The organism is Leptospira andrefontaineae, assembly GCF_004770105.1.
Lineage (GTDB): Bacteria > Spirochaetota > Leptospiria > Leptospirales > Leptospiraceae > Leptospira_B > Leptospira_B andrefontaineae.
The window spans coordinates 48167-69274 of sequence record NZ_RQEY01000023.1 but is presented as its reverse complement, the minus strand read 5'-3'; the positions used below and the strand labels follow the sequence as shown (position 1 = coordinate 69274).

The 21108-nt window shown below is 39.2% G+C and carries 19 protein-coding genes; 12 read left to right on the top strand and 7 right to left on the bottom strand.

The window, feature by feature from the left end; genetic code table 11:
- Window positions 1–56 precede the first annotated feature (56 nt).
- Complete coding sequence (locus EHO65_RS17135) at window positions 57–695, top strand: hypothetical protein (RefSeq protein WP_135775770.1); 639 nt, start codon at window positions 57–59, stop codon at window positions 693–695.
- Between the two features lies 1 nt (window position 696).
- Here EHO65_RS17135 and EHO65_RS17130 read toward each other — a convergent pair whose 3' ends face one another.
- Window positions 697–1833 carry a hypothetical protein gene (locus EHO65_RS17130; RefSeq protein ID WP_208744149.1) on the bottom strand — a complete coding sequence of 379 codons (1137 nt, stop codon included), beginning with the start codon at window positions 1831–1833 and terminating at the stop codon, window positions 697–699.
- Window positions 1834–1995: 162 nt separating this feature from the next.
- Window positions 1996–2322, bottom strand: coding sequence for a TRL domain-containing protein (locus EHO65_RS17125; RefSeq protein ID WP_135775769.1), 327 nt, complete (start codon window positions 2320–2322; stop codon window positions 1996–1998).
- A gap of 485 nt (window positions 2323–2807) precedes the next feature.
- Between EHO65_RS17125 and EHO65_RS17115 the strand changes: the two genes are divergently transcribed.
- From EHO65_RS17115 to EHO65_RS17100, 4 genes are all read left to right on the top strand, one after another.
- Window positions 2808–3302, top strand: coding sequence for a DUF3015 family protein (locus tag EHO65_RS17115; RefSeq protein ID WP_135775767.1), 495 nt, complete (start codon window positions 2808–2810; stop codon window positions 3300–3302).
- An 11-nt stretch (window positions 3303–3313) separates the two neighbouring features.
- Entirely contained in the window at window positions 3314–3793 is a 480-nt protein-coding gene (locus tag EHO65_RS17110) for a DUF3015 family protein (protein ID WP_135775766.1), read from the top strand.
- 75 nt (window positions 3794–3868) lie between these two features.
- Window positions 3869–5902 carry an Lnb N-terminal periplasmic domain-containing protein gene (locus tag EHO65_RS17105; RefSeq protein WP_135775765.1) on the top strand — a complete coding sequence of 678 codons (2034 nt, stop codon included), beginning with the start codon at window positions 3869–3871 and terminating at the stop codon, window positions 5900–5902.
- Window positions 5868–6743, top strand: a complete 876-nt coding sequence (locus EHO65_RS17100; RefSeq protein WP_135775764.1) for an alpha/beta hydrolase — start codon at window positions 5868–5870, stop codon at window positions 6741–6743. Before EHO65_RS17105 ends, EHO65_RS17100 begins: the two co-directional genes overlap by 35 nt.
- On the opposite strand, the gene EHO65_RS17095 is transcribed toward EHO65_RS17100, so the two are convergent.
- A complete protein-coding gene (locus EHO65_RS17095) occupies window positions 6740–7279 on the bottom strand; it encodes a hypothetical protein (RefSeq protein WP_135775763.1) in 540 nt (179 codons plus the stop codon). The genes EHO65_RS17100 and EHO65_RS17095 overlap by 4 nt on opposite strands.
- Between EHO65_RS17095 and EHO65_RS17090 the strand changes: the two genes are divergently transcribed.
- The 6 genes from EHO65_RS17090 to EHO65_RS17065 all read left to right on the top strand — a co-directional run bounded on the left by EHO65_RS17090 (window position 7278) and on the right by EHO65_RS17065 (window position 14803).
- Window positions 7278–7721, top strand: a complete 444-nt coding sequence (locus EHO65_RS17090; protein WP_100707761.1) for a hypothetical protein — start codon at window positions 7278–7280, stop codon at window positions 7719–7721. The genes EHO65_RS17095 and EHO65_RS17090 overlap by 2 nt on opposite strands.
- 3 nt (window positions 7722–7724) lie before the next feature.
- Window positions 7725–9068 carry a class I SAM-dependent RNA methyltransferase gene (locus EHO65_RS17085; RefSeq protein WP_135775762.1) on the top strand — a complete coding sequence of 448 codons (1344 nt, stop codon included), beginning with the start codon at window positions 7725–7727 and terminating at the stop codon, window positions 9066–9068.
- Between the two features lie 60 nt (window positions 9069–9128).
- Window positions 9129–10250, top strand: a complete 1122-nt coding sequence (locus EHO65_RS17080) for a SpoIID/LytB domain-containing protein (protein WP_135775761.1) — start codon at window positions 9129–9131, stop codon at window positions 10248–10250.
- Between the two features lie 341 nt (window positions 10251–10591).
- On the top strand, window positions 10592–11299 hold the full coding sequence (locus EHO65_RS17075; protein ID WP_135775760.1) for an ABC transporter ATP-binding protein: 708 nt from the start codon (window positions 10592–10594) through the stop codon (window positions 11297–11299).
- Complete coding sequence (locus EHO65_RS17070) at window positions 11296–13803, top strand: FtsX-like permease family protein (RefSeq protein WP_135775759.1); 2508 nt, start codon at window positions 11296–11298, stop codon at window positions 13801–13803. Before EHO65_RS17075 ends, EHO65_RS17070 begins: the two co-directional genes overlap by 4 nt.
- 49 nt (window positions 13804–13852) lie before the next feature.
- Complete coding sequence (locus tag EHO65_RS17065) at window positions 13853–14803, top strand: hypothetical protein (protein WP_135775758.1); 951 nt, start codon at window positions 13853–13855, stop codon at window positions 14801–14803.
- On the opposite strand, the gene EHO65_RS17060 is transcribed toward EHO65_RS17065, so the two are convergent.
- Entirely contained in the window at window positions 14790–15509 is a 720-nt protein-coding gene (locus tag EHO65_RS17060) for a hypothetical protein (RefSeq protein ID WP_135775757.1), read from the bottom strand. The genes EHO65_RS17065 and EHO65_RS17060 overlap by 14 nt on opposite strands.
- On the bottom strand, window positions 15509–16066 hold the full coding sequence (gene pyrE, locus EHO65_RS17055) for an orotate phosphoribosyltransferase (RefSeq protein ID WP_135775756.1): 558 nt from the start codon (window positions 16064–16066) through the stop codon (window positions 15509–15511). Before pyrE ends, EHO65_RS17060 begins: the two co-directional genes overlap by 1 nt.
- 175 nt (window positions 16067–16241) lie before the next feature.
- Here pyrE and EHO65_RS17050 point away from each other — a divergent pair, with 175 nt between their 5' ends.
- The gene (locus EHO65_RS17050; protein WP_135775755.1) at window positions 16242–17330 is read left to right on the top strand and encodes an acyl-CoA desaturase; all 1089 of its coding nucleotides are present in this window, start codon (window positions 16242–16244) and stop codon (window positions 17328–17330) included.
- Window positions 17331–17686: 356 nt separating this feature from the next.
- Here EHO65_RS17050 and EHO65_RS17045 read toward each other — a convergent pair whose 3' ends face one another.
- Together EHO65_RS17045 and EHO65_RS17040 are read right to left on the bottom strand one after the other, a co-directional pair.
- Window positions 17687–18592, bottom strand: a complete 906-nt coding sequence (locus tag EHO65_RS17045) for a transglutaminase family protein (protein WP_135775754.1) — start codon at window positions 18590–18592, stop codon at window positions 17687–17689.
- Window positions 18585–21101 (bottom strand): circularly permuted type 2 ATP-grasp protein, encoded by a 2517-nt coding sequence (locus EHO65_RS17040; protein WP_135775753.1) that lies wholly within the window; start codon window positions 21099–21101, stop codon window positions 18585–18587. Before EHO65_RS17040 ends, EHO65_RS17045 begins: the two co-directional genes overlap by 8 nt.
- Between the last annotated feature and the right edge of the window lie 7 nt (window positions 21102–21108).

The window sequence follows — 21108 nt, the reverse complement described above, 5'->3', positions numbered from 1 at the left end:
CTCTATAACCGGTCCATTTTCAATCATTTTCGTAGCTAAAAAGACACATAACTTGCATGAAAAAATTCCCTTTCCTATTCTTATTTCTTCATTTCTTTTACGGATGTATCATTAGTTACAGTGACTTCCCGAAAAAGGAAAAAACTTCCAATCCAAAGATCTATTTTAGCGTAGAAGATCCGAAAAATTGGAATGAAAGAAGAAAAGAATTCTTAAAAAGAGGATGGAAAGAATTAGAATTAGATCGTTTTCCTCAAAAAAATAAAGATCGTATCCATTTTTTGATTAGTAGATTTCCAGGATTAAGCAGCCAAGAACCTGAAGTAAGAAAGGCACTCAGTGCAAAAGGTTGGAAAGAAATAGAAAATTATCCTCCCGAAAAAGGATATTATATCGATATGAAATCTTCTCAAAAAGATCCTTCCCTAGGTGCAATGATCTTTTTGTATATATCCTATGCCACTTTCACAATTATTCCTTCATATAGCGGAAAGGACGGGGCGAATATTATATTTACCGTATATAAGGATAATACTGTTGTAAAAACCTTCGAGTATGAGCTCACAAGAAAAGCATTCGTTTGGATACTTACATTACCGCTTCTTTGGTTAAACTACATATATCCAAGTGAAATGGAAGCGTATCAGGCAGTAATAGATCAATTCGAATCGGATCTATATTCTTCTAAACTATAACCTATAGCTCAGGGGCCTCGGGGTCCAAAAGGTATTCGATCATAGCAAGTATTCTTTCCGAAGGCATTGGCCTTGTAAAATAGTGATCATTTCGAAAGGAAGGATATACTAAACTTCCTGGGTGGATAGAATCTGATAATAGGATAATCCCATCATTTGGGCCATAATTCATTAAGAAATTATAATATGGACGAGCCCTTTCCGTAACATGTCTAAACAACGGAACACCCACCAAATTGATCATCTTGATTCCGGGGGGAAGTTTCCAATCTCTATCCAAAGGAGCATCCTGCCCTTTTCGAATAGATAAAAATCCATCCCAATCATACCCCTTGAAGAAAAAATAACTTCTGACTTCCAGCTTGGTCCAAAAATCGTTCAATATTCCTTCTATCATTCTAGAACCTTTTAAGATCCCACCTATACTATACCAACCCTTGACTTTCTTAAAATAAGGTTCATTCCCGCATCTTTCGATAGCCATCCTAAAATCAGAGGAACCTTTACTAGGAGAAGCGATTATTACGGTTTCTTCCGGATTTGAAACTTCTAAGTATTCACAGATGATCTTTGCATTTTCACGTACATCTGAAACCTGCCCGATTGGGATCAGATCGGAGCGAATCCCTACAGAAGCAACCATCTTACGAATAGACGCGCCGTCCGCTCCTACACTTGGATTGTCCGCATAGAACATTCCAGGCACCATTACGAGCACGATCTTTTTAGAAGAGAAGTCAGGACGTTTTTCGGAAAATTCCTTCTCCTTCTTATCCAAATACTCTAGAAATTTTTTATTCTTTGGATCATTGATAATCCTATGATAAAAAATCGCAGCGCCTTTATCAATATCCTCAGTCTCTTCTGAAACTTTTAAAAGATTTTCCTCAGTCAATTTATCCAATGAATTCAATTCAGGATATGCTTTGGAGGCCCAATCCAAGTAAACTTTTTCATCTTCGCAAAGATTTTTGACACGATATGCGGGAGTATCGCAGGAAACTTTTTTCATTTCAGGACCCGCATCTGAAATTTTTAGATCACCATCTGCTCTTCCGCTACAAAAGTTAGAAAAAACAAAAATAGAAAATAATAAGGATAATTTAGAATACCAACGGAACATATCTTGGGATTTCATCTAAGAAGGAAATACGAAGGGAGAAAATTTAGGAAATAGAAAAAAGGCCGCATAAAATTAAAATTTACGCGACCCTTAAAAACCGTTTCCCCATCCGATCCGAACGGATCAAACTGGAAACAATTCGATAGATTTGTTCGTTATAAACGAACTAAGAGATGATTAATCTCCGTAAGCTATCGTACAGTTGGAAACGTAAAGGGATCCAAGAACGTTGGATCTGTTGAAATCAATGGATTTAACCACTTTGATTCCGCCTTTTTTAGCAGCAGCTTTGATACCTGCATCACCAGTAGCGATCAATGCTAAAACAGAAGATGCACAAGCTTCTCCTGATTTTTCACCGATTCCATCTTTTTGAGAGTTGTCTCTGTTGAAGATGGTTGCGTTGTCGGTTACGTTGGTATAAAGAGATCCGTAAACAATTGGAAGGCAATTGGATACAGAAACTAAAACTAACGCTGCAGCTAATAACATGATTTTTCTCATCGAATCAATCTCCGTGACTATATTACTTTTTTGTTTATTTTCGCTTAGTTTTGCGTGATGTTTGGGATCCGAAAATTTTTCGGCAAGAAATAAAAACATAAGAAAGGAACGTCATACCTTCTTTGTAAAATTCCCGAAGGTAAAAACTCAAGAGAGGATCATCTTTTTAAGAAGATTCGAGTCAAGATTTAAAAAAAGAAAAGTAACAAAAAAACTACAAACAAAGTATTCCAAATGGGAGACAAAAATCATATAAAAAGATTTATCCGAACTCTCTGCAAATACGGACAAAAGTTTTGGAAAATTTTTCCGATTATCTGCGATTTTGCGAGTAACCAAACCACAAAGCAAAAAATTCTTTCCAAAGAGAGAAACTTTTCCGTTATCACGAAGGCGAACATTGCGTTTTCTTTAATTCTTGTTGACATATCCCATTTCGGGGAATTTTATATTTTCCGATTAAAAAAGGAAGGAGAGGTTCATTTATGAAAAAGGAACTTCTATCGATAGGATTAGTCGGTTTACTCTGCTTGTCCTCGGGAATTTCAGTCTCCGCCGCAGACTATGGCGTAGCCGGTTGCGGATTCGGGTCTCTGGTTTTTAAAGAAAACAAAGGTGGTCACCAAATTTTAGCGGCTACTACAAACGGCACTTCGGGCAGCCAAACTTTCGGGATCTCAACCGGAACTTTAGGATGTGCTACCGATGGATTAGTCCAAAAAGAAAAAGTGCAGGAAGTATTCGTTTCCCTTAACTTCAATTCTTTGGAAGCTGAAATGGCTCAAGGAAAGGGAGAAAAATTAGAAGCACTTTCAGGACTTCTAGGCTGTTCCACAAATGGAACTGCACAATTAGGAGAATATACTAAGTCAAATTTCGACGTACTGTATACCCAAGAAACCACTCCTTCTTCTTTACTCAGCGCGGTAAAAGACGGAATTAGAAAAGACGCAGTCCTCTCTAAGAGCTGCAAAATTTAAGGAGATAACTCATGAAAAGAATATTAGCAGTATCTCTATTTCTCGCTTTAGTAGCTTCTCCACTTTACGTAGCTTCCGCTAAACATGGTGCAGCGGGATGTGGTTTAGGCGCCCTCGTGATCACCGAGAACAAAAAAGTTCACCAAGTGATCGCAGCTACAGTAAACGGAACTCTTGGAAACCAAACTTTCGGAATTTCCACTGGAACTTTGGGATGTGAGACAAGCGGTTTCACTCAAAAACAAGTCGAACAACAAATCTTTGTTCACATGAACTTCCAATCTTTGGAGCAAGAATTTGCAAAAGGTTCTGGTGAAAAAATGGAAGCTTTCGCTTCTTTGATGGGTTGTTCCGATGCGGGAACTTTTGGAAAAATAGGAAAAGAAAAATTCGGAAGCCTTTTCGACCAAAACACTCCGGATTCCTTTTTGGAAAAAATGAGATTCGAAGTAGCAAACAACTCCGCTCTAGTTGGAAGTTGCAAAATCTGATCATACCTTTTAAGTAAGGTTTAATTCCCTTCTCCGAAAGGAGAAGGGAATATTTCGTTCCATCTAAAACTTTAAGTGCCAGTTAAGTCCTATTTCCCTTTCATAATATTCATTCTATTCTCCATCTTCGGGACCTTCAGCTCTCTTCATGCAACAAGCACAGAAAAGATCTTGGAATACCAAAAATCGGCAGAAGCCAAAAAACTATGGGAAGATAGATACTGGATCCTTCTATTACATTATACTAAAGCTACGTTTGGGTGGGTAAGCGAGGCCGATTCATCTTCTTTTTTTCTATCCGGAGAAGGGAAAAAAGATCCCCAACAAGAACTTCTCTCTTCCATCCAAACTTTTATGACTCCCGCATCTGCTCCGCAGGGAGAAGAAAACTGGATGCACCCGGCATGTAAATTCCCCGAAAGAAAAAGATGGATCCAAGAAAAACTTTCTATTCCGGATTCAGACTTCCCAAAAGTAGATTGTGGTAGATTCGAAAAATGGTTTGCGACCCTGAATCCGAAAGGTGCAAAGATCATATTCGCTTCTTATTATATGAATGCCCCCGCTTCTATCTTTGGTCATACTCTTTTAAAAATAGATTCGGGAGATCCCCATCGAAAAGAAATTTTAGAATATTCTGTGAACTATGCAGCGAACGCCGATCCAGAATCTACAAATGCGATCGTGTATTCTATTTTAGGTTTATTCGGCGGATATCCGGGGACCTTCTCCTTATTTCCATACTATGTTAAGATTGCTGAATATAATGATATAGAAAGTAGAGATCTTTGGGAATACGAGTTGGACCTGAAACAGGAAGAAGTCGGAAGAATGACAAGACATCTCTGGGAATTAGGAAATGCTTCCTTCGATTATTATTTTTTAGACGAGAATTGTTCGTATCATCTATTTTCTTTGATAGAAGTAGCAAGGCCAAGTCTTCACCTTAGAGATAAGGCTCCCTTTGTAATCCCTGGAGATACCGTTAAAAAGTATATTGAACAGGAAGGTTTAGTAAAGGATATCAAATATAGGCCTTCGTTACATAGCAAAATTATACAAAAACTAAGAAAGATGAACGAGGACGAAAGAGATCTTTATGAAAATGTAATGAAGAACGGAAATATCTCTCTTTTGACGAACAAGGAGCCTGATCCTAAGATCAGGACTTCTTTTCTTTCAGACACTATCCTGGATTCTTTTCGTTATAAAAAAGCGGAAGGAGATTCTCCTAAAGAATGGGACCAAACCTATAAACAATTACTATTATACAGGAGTAAACTTCCGAATGACTATGAAGACTCCGGATATTCTCCGGTTACCCAAAGTCCGCATGTAGGCCACGGAAGTTCCGCCTTGTATAACGAAGTAGGAACATCTATCTTAGGAAATTTTGTAGGGTTCGGTTACAGAGCGGCAGTCCATGATCTTTTGAATACGGATCAAGGTTATATTCCGAATTCATCCGTAGATTATTTTTCTCTCAAAGCGAGATATTACCAAGATTCCAAAAAACTACATTTGGAAGAATTCCATATAATTCGAATGCTTTCTCTAACTCCTTATAATTCGTTAGGTCGTTCTGTTTCGTATTTTGTAGACTCCGGAGCGGATTCTTCCGTCTATGAAAAAAAAGGAAATAAAGAAGATAAAAAGAATCTAGAATGGCAGGCATTACTCCGGCCGGAAGATCTGTCATATACACTCTATAGATTAGATGAAGTTTCTAAATCGGAAAAATATGAAAGAGTTACAAATGCAAATTTAGAAACTACCTTCGGTTATAGCTTCCAGGATCAGTTTTCAGAAGGACCAAAACGTTTTTTATTTTCCGCTCAAGCAGGAGCAAAAGTAAGATATAACGGCAAGTATGATACAAATGCAGTTGTAGCTCCTCAAATCGCAGCCTATTGGATCGCTAATTTCGATTCTTTCAAAGCGGTATTATCTTTGCATTATTATACGTTTTCGATTTATGGGGTCCCTGATGATTATAAGGCACAATTAGGATTTCGTTATGCGATCCACGCCAACCATGAATTAAGATTAGAGGCAAAAGCCCAAAGGAATTATAATGAAGCCAGCTTCTCCTACGTATATCAATTTTAAATATCTATTATATACCATTCTTATGTTTCTATTCTTGGGGAACTGTTCCTCCATGTTATTTTATCCTACGAAAGAAATGTATATCCCTCCTGAAAAAATGGGATTTCAGCCTGAAAAAATTTCCCTTCAAATGAAAGACGGAACAAACATTAAAGTTTGGATCTTCAAACCTTCTAAAATAAAAGTTAAGGCAAGTATCCTACAGTTCCACGGAAATGGGGAAAATATGTCTAGCCACTATATCAGCCTTCTCTGGCTTGTAGAAAAAGGTTACGAATTAGTGATCTGGGATTATAGAGGTTATGGAGATTCGGAAGGGGAAGCGGAGAAGGGACCTATATTAGAAGATTCTAAAGAAATTTTGAAATTCCAACAAAATAGAGCGAAAGAATTTGGAATCCCTTGGATTCTTTACGGACAAAGTATGGGGGGTGCCCTTGCAATAAGAGCAGTAGGAGAAATGCAAAACAAAGACGGGCTGCTCTTGGTTGTTGGCGACGGGACTTTCGCGTATTATTCTCATGTGGCGAAAACAGTAGCAGAGAGAGTTTTTTTCTTTCCGATAGGACAGCTGGTCGGGTTCTTCTTCTCGGATCATTTAAGTCCCGGAGAAGTAGCGGATCAAATTTCTCCAGTGAAATTACTAGTGGTTCACGGAACAGAGGACCAGGTCGTTTCTTATCCGAATGGAATGGAACTTTTTCAAAAAGCAAAAGATCCTAAAATTTTCTGGGAGATCAAAGGTGGAGGACATTTAGATTGGATGGAAATGGGAAGATCTAAAGGTGCCAAAAATTTCCTGAAATTCCTGGAAGAGCTGATCTCACATTGGAATCCTTAGTTTTCGGAAGAAGTCCAATACATTCTTTTACCTTCTAACAAAGATCTAAGCGCATCTTCCGGTTTAGATTCTTGTATGAATAATTCGGGTAAGGAAAAGTTCCCAGTATTATAAAGTTCTATAGATAAGAAAGTAATCTTACCTTCTTTCGCAAAAAATACTTTTTCATAATCTCTACATTTCAAAGCGTAAAATCCGGGATTAAGCTCCAGAGTTTTATATTCTCCCGAATCCAATCCGAAATTTTGGAATAAACTACGACCACCTTCTTTAAAAGATCCTGAATATTTATACAATTCTATATTAAAGGCGAATAAAGACTGAGCCTCTCTTTGTGGTCTAAGCACATACACCAATGCTTTGTCATCTTTAGCTTTTTTAAGTTGGTCGAATCTCTGGGGACTTGCGCAGGATCCAAGCCCTGAAACCAAACAAATACAAAATAAGAAGGTTCTAAAGTAGACGGCATCTTGAAAAAATCTGGTAGCTCCTTGGGCTCTCCGGTTAAAATTGACCTTAATTCGAGGATTTTGCATGAAAATTGAGTTCACACCCGAGCAGTACGAAACCTTACTAAAATCCATCGCGATCTCCAGTTGGATGATCAATGCTTTTAATGAAGGTGACGAGGAATTAAATTCCTACGCCGAACTCGAGCAATACATACTTTCCTTTGCAAAAGATTTTGGGAAGCAGGAATTCGTGGATTACGATGCTGCTGACAATGTGTATTTCCCTACTCGCAAATTCGAAGATCAAACGGATATATTCGATATCATCTCTGATTACGATAATGAATTATTCTGGGATGAGCTTATTCACAGAATGGCCAGAAGAGATTTCCTCCAAGAGTATGGAGAGACAGGTGTGGCGTCTATGGCGATAGAGGAAAGAATCGAAAAAGAAGCTCCTTATATAAGTAAATACGAAGAGATATTTACGAACCAAGGACTGGAGAATATAGACATTCGTCCTTAATCCATGTTTGACCAGGAACCTTTCGGAGTTTTAGAAATTGAGAACCTTCTACCCAATTTAAGAGGAGAAGGTACATTAGGAAAAAGAAAAATAGAAATCCCTTATTCTCTACCCGGAGACGTATACGAAGTATACAAATTCGGAAAAAGAAAAGTTTTCTATAAATGGAATCCTACACATTTAGAACAAAGGGTCTCTTCTCCCAAATGCCAAAGTTTCGGAGAATGTGGAGGATGTTCCGGCCAACACCTACCCTATCCTGATCAATTCAAATTAACATCTGAACCAATCCTAAGAGGATTAGAAAATTTTAATCCAATAAACAAAGATACATCTCCTGCGGAGTCTTCCTACTCTTACAGAAACCGTATGGACTTTGCCGTATTTCCGGGACGAGTCGTTGGTTTAAGAATGTCAGGAAATTTCAGAAGGATTGTACAAATAGAAAACTGTTCCATCCAAACAGATTGGGCAAATTCTGAAATACCTTTATTCCAAAAACTTTTGGAATGTTTTCCTGAATTGGAATATGATCGCAAAAAAGAAACAGGTTACCTGAAATATCTCACTCTTCGCAAATCTGTTTTTAACGATGACTCGATGAGTATTCTCACATTCACAGAAGACTTCAAAAATGAAGATCTAATGAAGCAAGTAGCCGAAAAAGCAAAAGAGATCCTAAGCGCGAAAAATATAGTATTCTGTTTTAACCGCAAAAAAGGAGAAATTTCTGCCTCTGGAGAAGCTATTGCGATCAGAGGAAATGTTTATCTGATAGAAGAGATCTGGGGCAAAAAATTCAAAATCCCATTTGATGGATTTTTCCAACCGAACCCAAAAGAGTTCATTAAAATTTTAGAATTTATTAAATCCAAAATTAAACCTGCGGAGAATCTTGCGGACCTTTTCTGCGGGAGCGGATTTTTCTCTATTCTATTCGGAGAAAAATTTTCCAGGATCCTAGGGATTGATATAATATCTTCTTCCGTTTCGGCGGGAGAGGAATTCCTACAGGAAGTTTTCCCGGACAAAAAGATAGAATTTCTGGCATTTGACTTATTTCACAAAAAAGGTTTGGAGAAAATGAATTCTGCAAATCTCCCTTGGAAGGATTCTGTGGTGATAGCCGATCCTCCCAGAAGTGGACTTTCCCCCGAATTATGCGCCTTCTTAAATTCGAACCCTGTTTCCCAGCTGATCTATATTTCCTGTAATCCTGAAAATCTTCTGAGAGATGCCCGCATTTTGGAAGAATCCTATCAAATGGAGGAGTTCCTACTCTGTGATCCATTCCCTCAGACCCCTCATTTGGAAGCAGTATCCATCTTCTCTCCTAAAAATCGCTGAAGGGAATCCGATTTTCCTTCGATAGTAAGTACCAAAGGTATACGAATTCCGAAGGTGCCCATGAAACGACTTTCTATTATCATTCTATCATTCTTAATTTTGGCGGTCTGGGGTTGTAATACCGTCATTATCCGCCCTTGGAATGCTCCGAATGCTCTTAAAACTTCTGAAAAGATCAGGGTCTTTTTAGGAAAGGCTGAATCCGATCTGATGATCAAAGCGGACGGAGTAATTTTCGTATATGATGTGAACGATCTTTTGATCAAACGTGCTTACGATGCGGTTTCTTTGGACGCTAAAAAATTGAAGGCGCCTATCCGTTTCGTAGCGGATAATCCCGGTTTGGAATATAAAGGAAGAAAGTTCAGAGGAGAAATTTTACTCCAACCTGATAAAAATGGTAACGTTCTTCTTATCAATCGAGTTCCATTAGAAGAATATTTATATTCTGTTGTTCCTTCCGAAGTTCCTGCAGGTTGGCCGACCGAAGCTTTAAAAGCACAAGCGATCTGTTCCAGAACTTATGCAATCAGAGAGATACTGAATAAAAAAGATACCGTTTATGACGTGGAATCCACAGTGAATTCACAAGCGTATTCTGGTATGGCAAAAGAAAATCCAAGAACCACTCAAGCTGTTCGCGATACGGAAGGTGTTCTCGCAGTTTACGAAGATGATCCTATCCATATGTTCTTTCATTCCAATAGTGGAGGAAGAACAGAAACTCCAGACCAAGTTTGGGGAGGGAAAAGACTTCCTTACTTAGAATCCGTCGCTTCCAGATTCGATGAGGCTGGTGATAATTTCGTTTGGAAAGAAATTTTAGACCAAGATAAAATGGACCATATTCTTTCTTCTTTAGGCGTTGGTTCTATTCAATCCGTCCAAGTCCTTTCCAGAACTCCTTCCGGCAGAGTGGATCTTTTGGAAGTGATCGGTAAACAAGGCACTTCAAAAATTAAAGGTAAAGAATTCCGTAACTTACTCGGAACTTCAGTGAAGTCCCTACGTTTCGGTATCAAAAGAGAAAGTGAAGGATTTTTGATCAAGGGAATGGGAGCGGGTCACGGAGTGGGCTTAAGCCAATGGGGAAGTTTCGGTATGGCGAAACAGAATTTTACCTATGCAGAGATCATCCGCCATTACTACCAAGGGATTGAATTCGCGAGAATTACTAGGTAATTTTTCGCACAGAGATCACGGAGAACACTGAGCTTATTTCTCACGCAAAGATGCTAAGGGCAAAAAGATTATAGAATGTAGGAACTCCTACATTCCGAGTTTCTTTACTTAGCGCTCTTTGTGGCTTAGCGTGAGAAAAATTTCATAGTTCAATTCCGAAACTACTTTGCTCCCAAACTTATTTTAAATCTAGATAACTATTATATTCTCCAACAAATACTGACTCCCCTCTCCGTTACTTTGTGTCTTTGTGTGAAAATTCCTCTGCGCCTCTTTTACCTCTATGCCTCTAACACACTTCTTTTCCTTGCCTGATCTCCTAGAGAATGCAAAATAGGATCATGTCGAATCCGACAAACAAGATCCTCATCCGAAATTTAACCAAGTCCTACATAAATGGAAAACAAAACGTTCCGGTCCTAAAAGGGATCAACTTAGACGTTGCAGACACATTCTTAACTTTGATGGGCCCATCCGGTTCCGGTAAATCCACATTTTTGAATATCCTCTCCGGGATCGACCAAGCAGACTCAGGAGAAGTTTGGATCGGTGGTAAAAACCTAAGTAATTTTAGTGAACAAGAACTTACCGAATATCGCAGGAATGAAACTGGGATTATCTTCCAGTTCTTTCATCTTCTTCCCTACTTAAGCGCTTTGGAAAATGTGGCCTTACCTCTTTATATTTCAGGTTTAGGAAAATCAAAAGCAAGAGATATCGCCAAAGAAGCATTGGAGAAGGTCGATCTCACTCATAGATTCAAACATAAACCGGATGAACTTTCCGGCGGAGAACAACAGAGAGTGGCAATCGCAAGAGCGCTTGCAAAACGCCCAAGTATCGTTTTGGCGGATGAGCCTACCGGAAATTTAGATACATACCATGCTCATAAAATTCTAGAACTTCTACTCGAGTTGCAAGAGAAGGAAAAGTTTTCCTTATTTATTGTAACCCATGACAGAGAGATCGGAGAAAAAGGAAAAGTCAGACTTAAGATGAAAGACGGACTGATCTTACCGGAACAAAATCCTGCCTTTGGTCTTGTATGAATTTATACTTCTTATTTTTATACGAATATTTTAAGACCCATCTCCCCAGATTCATATTCGCACTTTTAGGAATTTCCTTGGGCGTGGGTTTATTCTTATCCACTACAAGTAACGCGAACAAGGCAGAAAAATCTCTGATCGATTTTTCTATGGGATACTTAAAGGGAGATTTTAATCTCAAAATTTCTCCGAGTAGTCCAGGCCAAAGCTTGGATTGGCAAATCCTTTCTAAAATACATTCTCATCCGGATCTTAGAAATATTTCCGCTATTAGGCCAAGGATACAACAGGAAGGAATTTCCTCCGACAATCTAAGGGTTTTGTATATGGGGATGGATCTGACCAAAGAATATTTGGGGATCCCTTTAAAAGAAGATGCAGGCTCCGAAACAACCGGTCCATTAGAAAAAACATATGTATCTAAATCATTAGCAGATAAATTTAAAGGTGCACCTTTTACTCTTCTTCTAAATGGAAAAAACTGGGAGTTCAAAGATTATATCTCCGTGGATATGGAAGGTGGTTTTTTAATCATCGAGGATATTTCTCTAATCCAAGAAAAACTAGACAATATAAATGGAGCGGACTATCTTCTTTTAAAATCTTCCGATCCAAATCTTTCTGAGGTAAAAGAGAACCTACAAAAGATCCTTGGTGTAAATGTAAAAATCGAAACCTCTGAAGAGATCCAGGAAAAATCGGCAAATGCATTACGTTCTTTTCAGCTAAATCTTCTCATCATCTCCTTTATCTCTCTTCTAATCGCATTCTTCATGGTTTCCAATACTATGACTGGTTTGTATTTAAGTAGAGAAAGAGAACTGGGGATCTTGAGAACATTGGGATTAGATGTAAGATCTTCTATTTTTCTTTTTTTAAGCCAATCAGTTCTACTCGGAAGTATAGGAACGGTTTTAGGGATTGTATTCGGTATATTCTTCTCCGGTTTAGATTTTTTTCGTCCTGAATCAGGGCTTGTGGATAAAAATCTATTATCAACCTATAGTTCTATTTCTCTTTTTGACCTAGGCCTTGCTGCAGGGCTTGGGATCTTGGGTTCCGTTATTTCTTCGGTTTATCCTGCGATTCGAGCAGGAAAGGTCCCTCCCCTTTCTATCCTGAGAGATTCCCAAAAAGAAAAAAGACAGATCCCGAATTCCAGACTGGCGATTTACGGCGGGATCATATTTTTTGCTTCTTTAGGGATTTCTAATTTACCTTCTCCTTGGAAACTTCCTATGCCCGGTTTATTGGGTGTGGGAGGTGTGACAATCGGGATTACATTCGCTTTTCCTTATTTACTTTCCTTATTCAGCTCGGCTGTTTCTAAAATTCTGGATAGAAGTGATAAAAGTTTTCCTTTTTTCAGAATAGGTCTGGAAGAATTAAAAGAAAATCCAGGAAGGAATACTTTGACTGCGGCAACTGTGATGCTTGCTGTTTCTTTGGTTTTATGCCTGACCATTCTTACGGACAGTTATAAAAAATCCCTGAACGATTGGGTGGATTCGGAATACCCTTCCGACTTTACGATCATTAACGATCGTTTTTTCCATTCAGGGATTCATGGAGGGGTTCCTAAGGATCTTCCGGAGAAGATCAGAGAATTAGGGATAAGCTCTTACTTGGACGGTTTTTTGGTGAACACTTCTTTTGAAACCGACAAAGGAAATTTTATCATTCACGCTTACGATTTTTCCGTTTATCAAAACAAACCGGAAAGAATAGAGAACGAAGTAAAAGAAGAAACAGATGTTCTAATTTCTTCGAATATGGCTCATTTAAAAAAACTGAAGGTGGGAGATGTTCTGGTTGCCCAGACTCCTTTTGGTAAAAAGAATTTTAATATAAAAGGGATCAAAGAGCATTTTTTTTCGGAAAAAGGAACTGTGATGATGGATGTCCGTTCCTATGAAAAAAATTTCGAATTTAAGACCTTAAACTCTATTAAACTTTTCTTAAAGAATGAATATTCGGATGCTTCCGGAATAGAATATTCCAAAAAGAAAATTATGGATTTTCTGAATTCTGATCCTCAATACAAAGATCTGATCTTACTAGATTCTGCACAACTTAGGGAAATTTATCTTTATGAGATAAATAAAGTGTTCCGAGTTTTGGATTCTCTTAAGGCAACTGCAATTCTGATCTCTGTTATTTCTCTACTTTCTTCTTTGGTACATACTTTGTACGATAAGCGCAGGATCTTGGGACTTCTCAAATATTTGGGAGCTTCTCAGGACCAGCTTGGGATTATTCTCAAGACGGAGTCGGTTTATCTGACAGGATTCGGAGCATTCTTCGGGATCCTCTCTTCTCTCATCATGTCCCCCATTATTCTTTATGTGGTGAATAAGAACGCATTTGGCTGGACCTTGACCTTCTCCTTTTTGCCGGAAACCCCGATCCTTATTTTAATTTTTGCACCCATCTTGGGTTGGATTTCTGCGGTTTACCCTCTAAGATTATTGAGAAAAATGAGCTTCCAGCTAAGCCCGGAATGAGGAAAACTATCTTGATTCCTAACTAGCCCGGAAGTAAGTTATTACTTCAATGGCTACTCAGCTAGAAATCGCCCTGGAACTTGCGGAAGAGATCAAAAAGATCAACCAGCAGGAAGACAATCGGATCCCTACTTCCGATACATTTTTGAAAGACATGATCGCATTCTTTTCCAGGGATATGCATGAGATCCGCCAAGTCCTGGAAATGCTCCGAGAATCTAAGTATCTTTTTATTATCAAGATCGTTCTTCCGGAACAATCCAAAAATGCAAGGGACCAAGACCAGGGAGTAGACGCTTATATTTATGCGGACCTGCGAATCGTAAACGAACTGAAAGGTTTTGCGGAGAAAAAATTGGAGAAGGCCTACGAGGCCACTTATTATAAAAGAAAATCTCCCTTTCAGATCACTAGAGAATTATTTCCTAAGATCAAAGAGCATAATAATACTCCTTTGGGAAGGTTTATCAATATCGCTGTGATGTTGGAAGAATACCAAAGGGTACTAACTGCTGCGCCGAATGATTACGACGATAATAGACGCAGGAATTTACTATCAGAGTTATTAGAAAGAAACGGGACTCCTGTTGCCGTTGCAAGGGATATTCCGGATTATGAGATTACTTCTTTGGGCGGAGGAGGAGGTTCTCCCTTAGGTTTTAAAAGAGCGGCTGATGCAGTTGCGTCTAACGAGGTAGCTTTTAATCCTAAAAGTCCTTGGTCTAGACTTACTTCTAAATTTTCTGTGGAGTTTTTAGTTCGTATCCATTTGAGAAAATATGAATTTGATACTGTGCGTAAACTTATACTCGGTGGAAAATTAGTTAGTTTCGATGATCTAAAATATGTAAGAGATAGTGTCCAGACTATGGAGAACCATGTACATCTGGATCCTATCTTACAAAATTTTACGGAAGAGATGACCGAACTTAGAAGACTTGCTCAGAAAAAAATGAATATCCTGAAAGGGATCACCAATTCAGGATCTATCCAAAATTAATCCACTCGAAATATCGAGCGACTAAAACGATCAATAATACCACTAAGATAAAGATATAACGCCTTCTCGCAGAATATCCAGTGTCCATTCTATCTTTAGGGAAATAGATCATAAACAAAAGTGCATTTGCTACGAATACTATAAAGAGTGCGTCTTGTTTTTCTTTCCAGTATCCACTCCCAAAAGCGATGGCCGCTCCTATAGAAGGTAAAAATGCGATTAGAGTTTTCCAGCTTAGGACTTTTGTATCTTCTTCGAAAATTTTTGCCTTTTTACCGGACTTCTTCTCCAATTCATTCAAGAACTGATCCATATTTTCCAAATTTAAGATCGGGATATAAGTCCCCTGTTTGGAAATGAGTAAGATCCTTTCGTAACCTCTAAATCTATCCTTCTCGATACTTTCCAGATCTCGGAATTCGAACTCCATACATTGGCCTTTCGCGTTCCATTGTTTTAAAGAAGAAGAATCCAATTCTACCTTGGCACCTTCTAATACTTTCAACTGTCTTCTGTAATTTTTTAAAAGAAGAAGTATAAGTACTCCGCTTAAGAGCAGATACATAGAAAGAAACGCGGATCTTTTGTCCGATTCTACCTGAACAAAGCTTACACCGATAAATATTATGAAAACCGAAAGCACAAGTCCAGTGCGGATCAGTAGTTTTTTCTTAAAAACCGGAGAATCGTAATTGAATACGGACATTAGTCTAAACTTCCGAATTCCGATTTTTTAAACAAAGGGAAAACTTTGATCCCTTCTTCTTCTATTGCTTTTCTTCCGCCTTCTTCTCTATCCAAAATACAGATACAAGCGGTGACTTCCAATCCGGCATCTCTCAAACTTTTGATCGCTTGCAAGGTAGAACCTCCGGTAGTGATCACATCATCCACTACCACACAGGATTTGACCGCGTTTACTCCACCTTCTACCAAATTTTTCGTGCCATGATCCTTAGCCTGTTTTCTCACGATCAATGGAAATACGTTCTTGGATTGTTTGCGATATTCTAAAGAGATCCCGAAACAGATAGGATCCGCTCCCATTGTGAGACCACCAAATGCCTCTTCCTCATCTAGACCGGATTCCGGGAGATGTTTTTCCACAATATACTTACAAAGTAATTCTAATCTTTGAGGATGAAGAGTGATTTCCTTACAATTAAAATAATGCCTGGATTTTTTACCACTGGCCAGGGTGAACGGTTCCTCTCGGAAACGATAGGCGTGGGTTTGAATGAGTTGAAACAATTCTTCCCTCAAAGCGGATCTCCCTCGGGCATTGCCCGGAATTCCATGATGGTAGGAACTCCTCAGGAAAAAACAGATTTTTGGGCCAGATCGAAGCCTGGGGGAAAAATTCTAAATTTTCGAATTTTTTCGCAACCTGGGTCCACGATTGCGCTCTTATCATAAAAACCAAGACGGGAAAGCCGACATGGAACAAACGAAAAAGAAAATAGCGTTGAAGACCACAATCTTCTTATTTGCGACTCCGATCATCGGAGTCATCGGGACGGGTGCCTTATTGTTTACCAGAGGTATTCCATTAAACACATGGCTTGTGTATCTATTTATGACCGCAGCAACCGGGCTCGCGATCACAGGAGGGTACCACCGTTTGTTTTCGCATAGAGCTTATAAAGCTTCTTTGCCAGTAAAACTTTTTTATATTCTTTTCGGAGCGGCTGCGTTCCAACAATCAGTGATCGAATGGAGTTCTGATCATAGAATTCACCATAGATTCGTAGATAAAGAAGAAGATCCTTACGCTATCACAAAAGGATTCTGGTATGCTCATATTCTTTGGTTATTCGAGAATAGAGATCATAGAACCCCTGTTAACGTGAACGATCTTTACGAAGACAAATGGGTAAAATTCCAAGACGATCATTATTATCCGATCGCGATCTTCATGGGATTTTTGTTTCCTACTCTTCTTTGTGCTCTTTGGGGAGATGCTTTAGGTGGATTATTATTAGCAGGTTCTTTAAGAATTGCGATCAACCACCACATGACATTCTTCATCAATTCATTGGCACATTATAAAGGAGACCAACCTTTCTCCGATAAACATACCGCAAAGGACAATTGGCTTATCGCATTGTTTACTTTTGGAGAAGGATATCATAACTTCCACCATGAGTTCCAAGCAGATTACAGAAATGGTATCCGCTGGTTCGATTACGATCCGACCAAATGGTTGATCAACACTTTCGCATTTTTCGGTTTGGCAAGCGATAGAAAGACTATCTCTGAAGAGCAGATCCTGCGTAAAAAAATGGTGATGGAAGAGAAAGCTTTACGTAACAAACTAGAAGCTAAGTCCCAAACCTTAAACCAAGGATTCGAAGAAAGATTAGAGGCTCTGCGCAATTCCGTTCAGGAAAGCCAAGCCAGAATGATCAATTTGAAATCCGTGAAAGAAGAAGCAGGAAAAAAGGCAGTTAAAGAAGCTGAGTCAGAATACAAAGTAGCATTGAACACTTGGAAAAGATTCGTTTCCGGAGATCTTGCCCCGGTCTGATATTATTCCCAGTACCTGATCCATTGCCCTCCTTCGGGAGGGCTTTTTTCACTCTATACACAACTGCCAGCCGGCGTGTTGGAACTCCTACATAATATTCTCACGCGAAGACACAAAGATAAGAAGGTATTGGATATCTAACGGAAGAATCTTCTTCCTTTCACGGCTTTGTGTGGAATACTCTGTGTGCTCCGTGAACTCTGTGCGAAACTTGTTTGCGCATTTTCGGTTCACACAGAGGCACTGAGATCACAGAGGTTTTACATCCGCGGGAAGGATGCGAAGGGCTTAAGTCCAGTTTGTATCGTTTAGTGAAGAGAAAAAACTCTATTTGTGACTTTCTCAATTTCTGCACGTCAGATATGATTTCCGATCGCGTTAGGATCTCCTAACTGAGAAACATCCACTTCGACTTTTAATTTATGTTTCCCGCCTCCGAATAGAATTCCTTTCAAAGGAGAAACATCCGAAAAATCTCTGCCTACTGAAGTATGAATATATTCCTCTGTAATCGCTTTTCCGTTTGTAGGATCAAAGTCGAACCAACCTTCTCCCGGACAATACACGGAAATCCATGCATGAGTTGCATCACTTCCTCTTAATTTAGGTTTTCCTGGAGGAGGATAAGTTTCGATATAACCGGAAACATATTTGCAAGGAAGGCCTAATGAGCGAAAGGCAGCTACGGAAAGATGAGTGAAGTCCTGACAGACTCCTTCCTTTTTTTCCAAAACCTCGTCCAAAGGTGTATAAATATTAGTACTTCCTGCTTTGAACTTAAAATCTTCTCTGAATCTTTTTACATATTCCAAAACGGATTCCAGATATGGACGATCCATCGGCAGATATTTTTCTAAAAAATTCTTATAAGAAACAGAGCGACTTACAAAAGAAGAATCTCCAACGAATTCCATCGCTTCCAGATCTTCTTTTTCGGTAACTGTTTTCAATTTTCTTAATATTTCAGAAGCAGAGATCGTGGTACGACCTTTTTTATTCTCCGTTTCAGAAGTGAAAACTTTCGCTTCTGCGGTTACGGATAGAATATTATGAGGAGTTTCCACCGCGAAAGAATATACCGTATTCCCGAAATAATCCGTTCTGAATTCCGTATATTTAGGTTTAGGAAGTATTTCTATTCTAAACTCTCTGCAAATCTGTCTTTCGTTGGATGTAGGACAAAGATGAGCCAAATTCAGACAATGAGAAACTTCTTTCTCGTAAGTATAATGGGTCAGGTGGCGAACGGAATACTCAGCCATAAGGTCCTCCCAATCTGACTTGGTTTTCCACATAGCGGAAGTATTTGGTAGCGACTGCGTCGGAGACGGATTTTAATTGGGAAAGAATATCTTCCAACCATCTGCGAAGCCCGCCGGCCGGATCTGCATATTCAAAAATACGTTTTGCATCTTCTTCACTGAATCGTACTAAAACGTCCGTGAGTCTTTGGATCTCCTCTGAAATCTCTTCGTCTTTTCCGGAAGAAGAGAATAACGTATTCTCCCTTAATCTTTCTAATTGGAAAGCAAGCGATCTAGGATTACTTTCATCGAAGATCAGGATGTCAACCACCGATTCCGCTTCTACCCTATATTTATAACGTCTTCTGTAAGTAATTCGAATATCGTTCACGTTCAAAAGACTTTCGAACATACTTTTATTATATATAGAAGATCTTTCGATTGTAGAGAGTAGAAGTCTTGCTATGAATTGAGCCCTTTCCAATCTTTTTCCCATATCCAAGAAGAAATATCCTGTCTCACGGCTCATACTTTCGTTTGCAAGACCGGAAAGAGAAGCAAATAGATTCACTAATTTTTGTAAGTATTCCAACACTTCGTCGTAACTTGAATTTCGTGGAGTCTCAGATTCCAATCTTGAGATCAAATAACGAGTATCGTCAGAGATCCTGTCTCTAACAGCCTTGGTACTTCCCACAAAGAAGTTCAGATCATGACGTATACTTCCGGAAGAATAAGGAGATGTCGCTAATTGGAATATTTTCTCCCGGATGGAATCCAAAGAGTCCAATCCGTTTGTTTCGAAAAATCTAAGGCTGTATCCTGAAAGTTGGTCCAAGATACCAAGTAACATGGAGAATTGTTCTTTCTCGTAAGACTCTTCCGCTTCCAAGATCTTATGAACCGTCTCTCTGAGAAGCCTGGACATATTCTCCGCACGTTCCGCATAACGTCCCATCCAGAACATATTGTCCGCAACCCTACTCGGAATACCCGAACCTTTTCTTTTGATAGGCATCCTTCCGATCTGTCCAGGAAGAAGACTGAACTCCTTCTTCTCTTCGGAAGCTAAGATCCAAAGATCTTTGGAAATAGCTCCTCTTTGGTTTGTAATGATAAGTTCGTCCGCCTTAGGAGAAACTCGAACAAGTCCTCCAGGCATACATGTATATCCATTCTCGGAAAGACAGGTAAATGTCCTTAAGACAGATTTACCCATCAATAGCTCTTCCGAATCTCCTGAAAAAATAGGAGATGTAGAACCTGGGAGAATTTCCTGTGCCACATAACGTTCTGGTCTTGCTTCCACTCTGGTTCTCAGTTCTAACATTTCTTTTTCTCTCAAAGTAGAAAGAAATACGGACGGATCCAAAGGAGAACGAATCGCCGGTTTGATCGTATATTTATGGGGATTGGAGAATACTTCCTTGCGAGAATTTTCATCTCCCATCCAAAGAGTAGGAACATTCGGAAGGATCAGATCCTCGCCCAAATAGAATTTACATAAACTGGGAAGATATGTGTGAATTGCACGGTTCTCCAAAAATCCGGAGCCGATAGGATTTGCTACGGTGACATTTCCTGCCCTCACCGCTCCCAAGATACCTGGAACTCCCAGAAGGGAATCTCCCTTTAATTCGAGAGGATCCATGTACCAATCATCTACACGACGAAAGATCACATCTACTTGTTGTAAACCTTCGATCGTTTTCAGAAAGACCTTATTATCTCTAACAGTTAAGTCTTCTGCTTGGGCTAAAGTATATCCAAGATATCCTGCAAGATAAGCGTGCTCGAAATAGGTTTCGTTCCCAGGCCCAGGAGTTAAAAGAATTGTAAGAGGTTCTCTATCTTTATTAGAAGAGAATGAATTTAAAGTCCTTCTTAACGCTCTGAAGTATAAAGCAACTCTATGAACCTGAGAGTCTCTATAGAGAGACGGAAAAATACGAGAAAGAACGATCCTATTCTCAAGAGCATATCCGGAACCGGAAGGTGCTTGAACACGATCTCCTATTACATAAAAATTCCCTTGTATGTCTCGACTGATATCAGTGGCTAAAAATGCTAAACGGAAATTCGTAAAATCATAAACCGGAGCACAGGCTCTTAAAAATCCTCCGGACTGGAATAGCACTTCGTGGGGAAGCTTTTTTTCGTATAAGGATCTTTTAGGACCGTAAACGTCCTTTAGAATTTCATTAAGTAGTTCGGATCTTTGGGCAAGACCTCTTTCGATTTCGTCCCATTCTTTGCTATCCATGAGAAGAGGAAAAAGATCCAATCCCCAGACCCTTTCTCTCTCATCCCCATAAACATTATACGTGACTCCACTTTCTTTTAGGATACGGAGACTATCTTCTTTGCGCCTTCTTAATTCTGCGCCACCCAGATTATTTAAAGTGCGAAGTAAAAATTCGTATTTATCCCTGGACTTTCCGTCAGGGAGGCATAGCTCGTCATAGACTCCCGGAGCAGGTTTGTATCCGGAGAGAAGATTTGCAGCTTGGGAAGTTCTCTGATTCATCTTCCGA

Excerpts from the sequence above, each read along its gene's own strand:
- EHO65_RS17080 (WP_135775761.1), top strand. The coding sequence starts at position 9,129 with ATGAAACGACTTTCTATTATCATTCTATCATTCTTAATTTTGGCGGTC.
- EHO65_RS17130 (WP_208744149.1), bottom strand. The coding sequence starts at position 1,833 with ATGAAATCCCAAGATATGTTCCGTTGGTATTCTAAATTATCCTTATTA.
- EHO65_RS17110 (WP_135775766.1), top strand. The coding sequence starts at position 3,314 with ATGAAAAGAATATTAGCAGTATCTCTATTTCTCGCTTTAGTAGCTTCT.
- EHO65_RS17070 (WP_135775759.1), top strand. The coding sequence starts at position 11,296 with ATGAATTTATACTTCTTATTTTTATACGAATATTTTAAGACCCATCTC.
- EHO65_RS17075 (WP_135775760.1), top strand. The coding sequence starts at position 10,592 with ATGTCGAATCCGACAAACAAGATCCTCATCCGAAATTTAACCAAGTCC.
- EHO65_RS17135 (WP_135775770.1), top strand. The coding sequence starts at position 57 with ATGAAAAAATTCCCTTTCCTATTCTTATTTCTTCATTTCTTTTACGGA.
- EHO65_RS17100 (WP_135775764.1), top strand. The coding sequence starts at position 5,868 with ATGAAGCCAGCTTCTCCTACGTATATCAATTTTAAATATCTATTATAT.
- EHO65_RS17095 (WP_135775763.1), bottom strand. The coding sequence starts at position 7,279 with ATGCAAAATCCTCGAATTAAGGTCAATTTTAACCGGAGAGCCCAAGGA.
- EHO65_RS17125 (WP_135775769.1), bottom strand. The coding sequence starts at position 2,322 with ATGAGAAAAATCATGTTATTAGCTGCAGCGTTAGTTTTAGTTTCTGTA.
- EHO65_RS17050 (WP_135775755.1), top strand. The coding sequence starts at position 16,242 with ATGGAACAAACGAAAAAGAAAATAGCGTTGAAGACCACAATCTTCTTA.
- EHO65_RS17115 (WP_135775767.1), top strand. The coding sequence starts at position 2,808 with ATGAAAAAGGAACTTCTATCGATAGGATTAGTCGGTTTACTCTGCTTG.
- EHO65_RS17040 (WP_135775753.1), bottom strand. The coding sequence starts at position 21,101 with ATGAATCAGAGAACTTCCCAAGCTGCAAATCTTCTCTCCGGATACAAA.
- EHO65_RS17065 (WP_135775758.1), top strand. The coding sequence starts at position 13,853 with ATGGCTACTCAGCTAGAAATCGCCCTGGAACTTGCGGAAGAGATCAAA.
- EHO65_RS17045 (WP_135775754.1), bottom strand. The coding sequence starts at position 18,592 with ATGGCTGAGTATTCCGTTCGCCACCTGACCCATTATACTTACGAGAAA.
- EHO65_RS17085 (WP_135775762.1), top strand. The coding sequence starts at position 7,725 with ATGTTTGACCAGGAACCTTTCGGAGTTTTAGAAATTGAGAACCTTCTA.
- EHO65_RS17060 (WP_135775757.1), bottom strand. The coding sequence starts at position 15,509 with ATGTCCGTATTCAATTACGATTCTCCGGTTTTTAAGAAAAAACTACTG.
- EHO65_RS17090 (WP_100707761.1), top strand. The coding sequence starts at position 7,278 with ATGAAAATTGAGTTCACACCCGAGCAGTACGAAACCTTACTAAAATCC.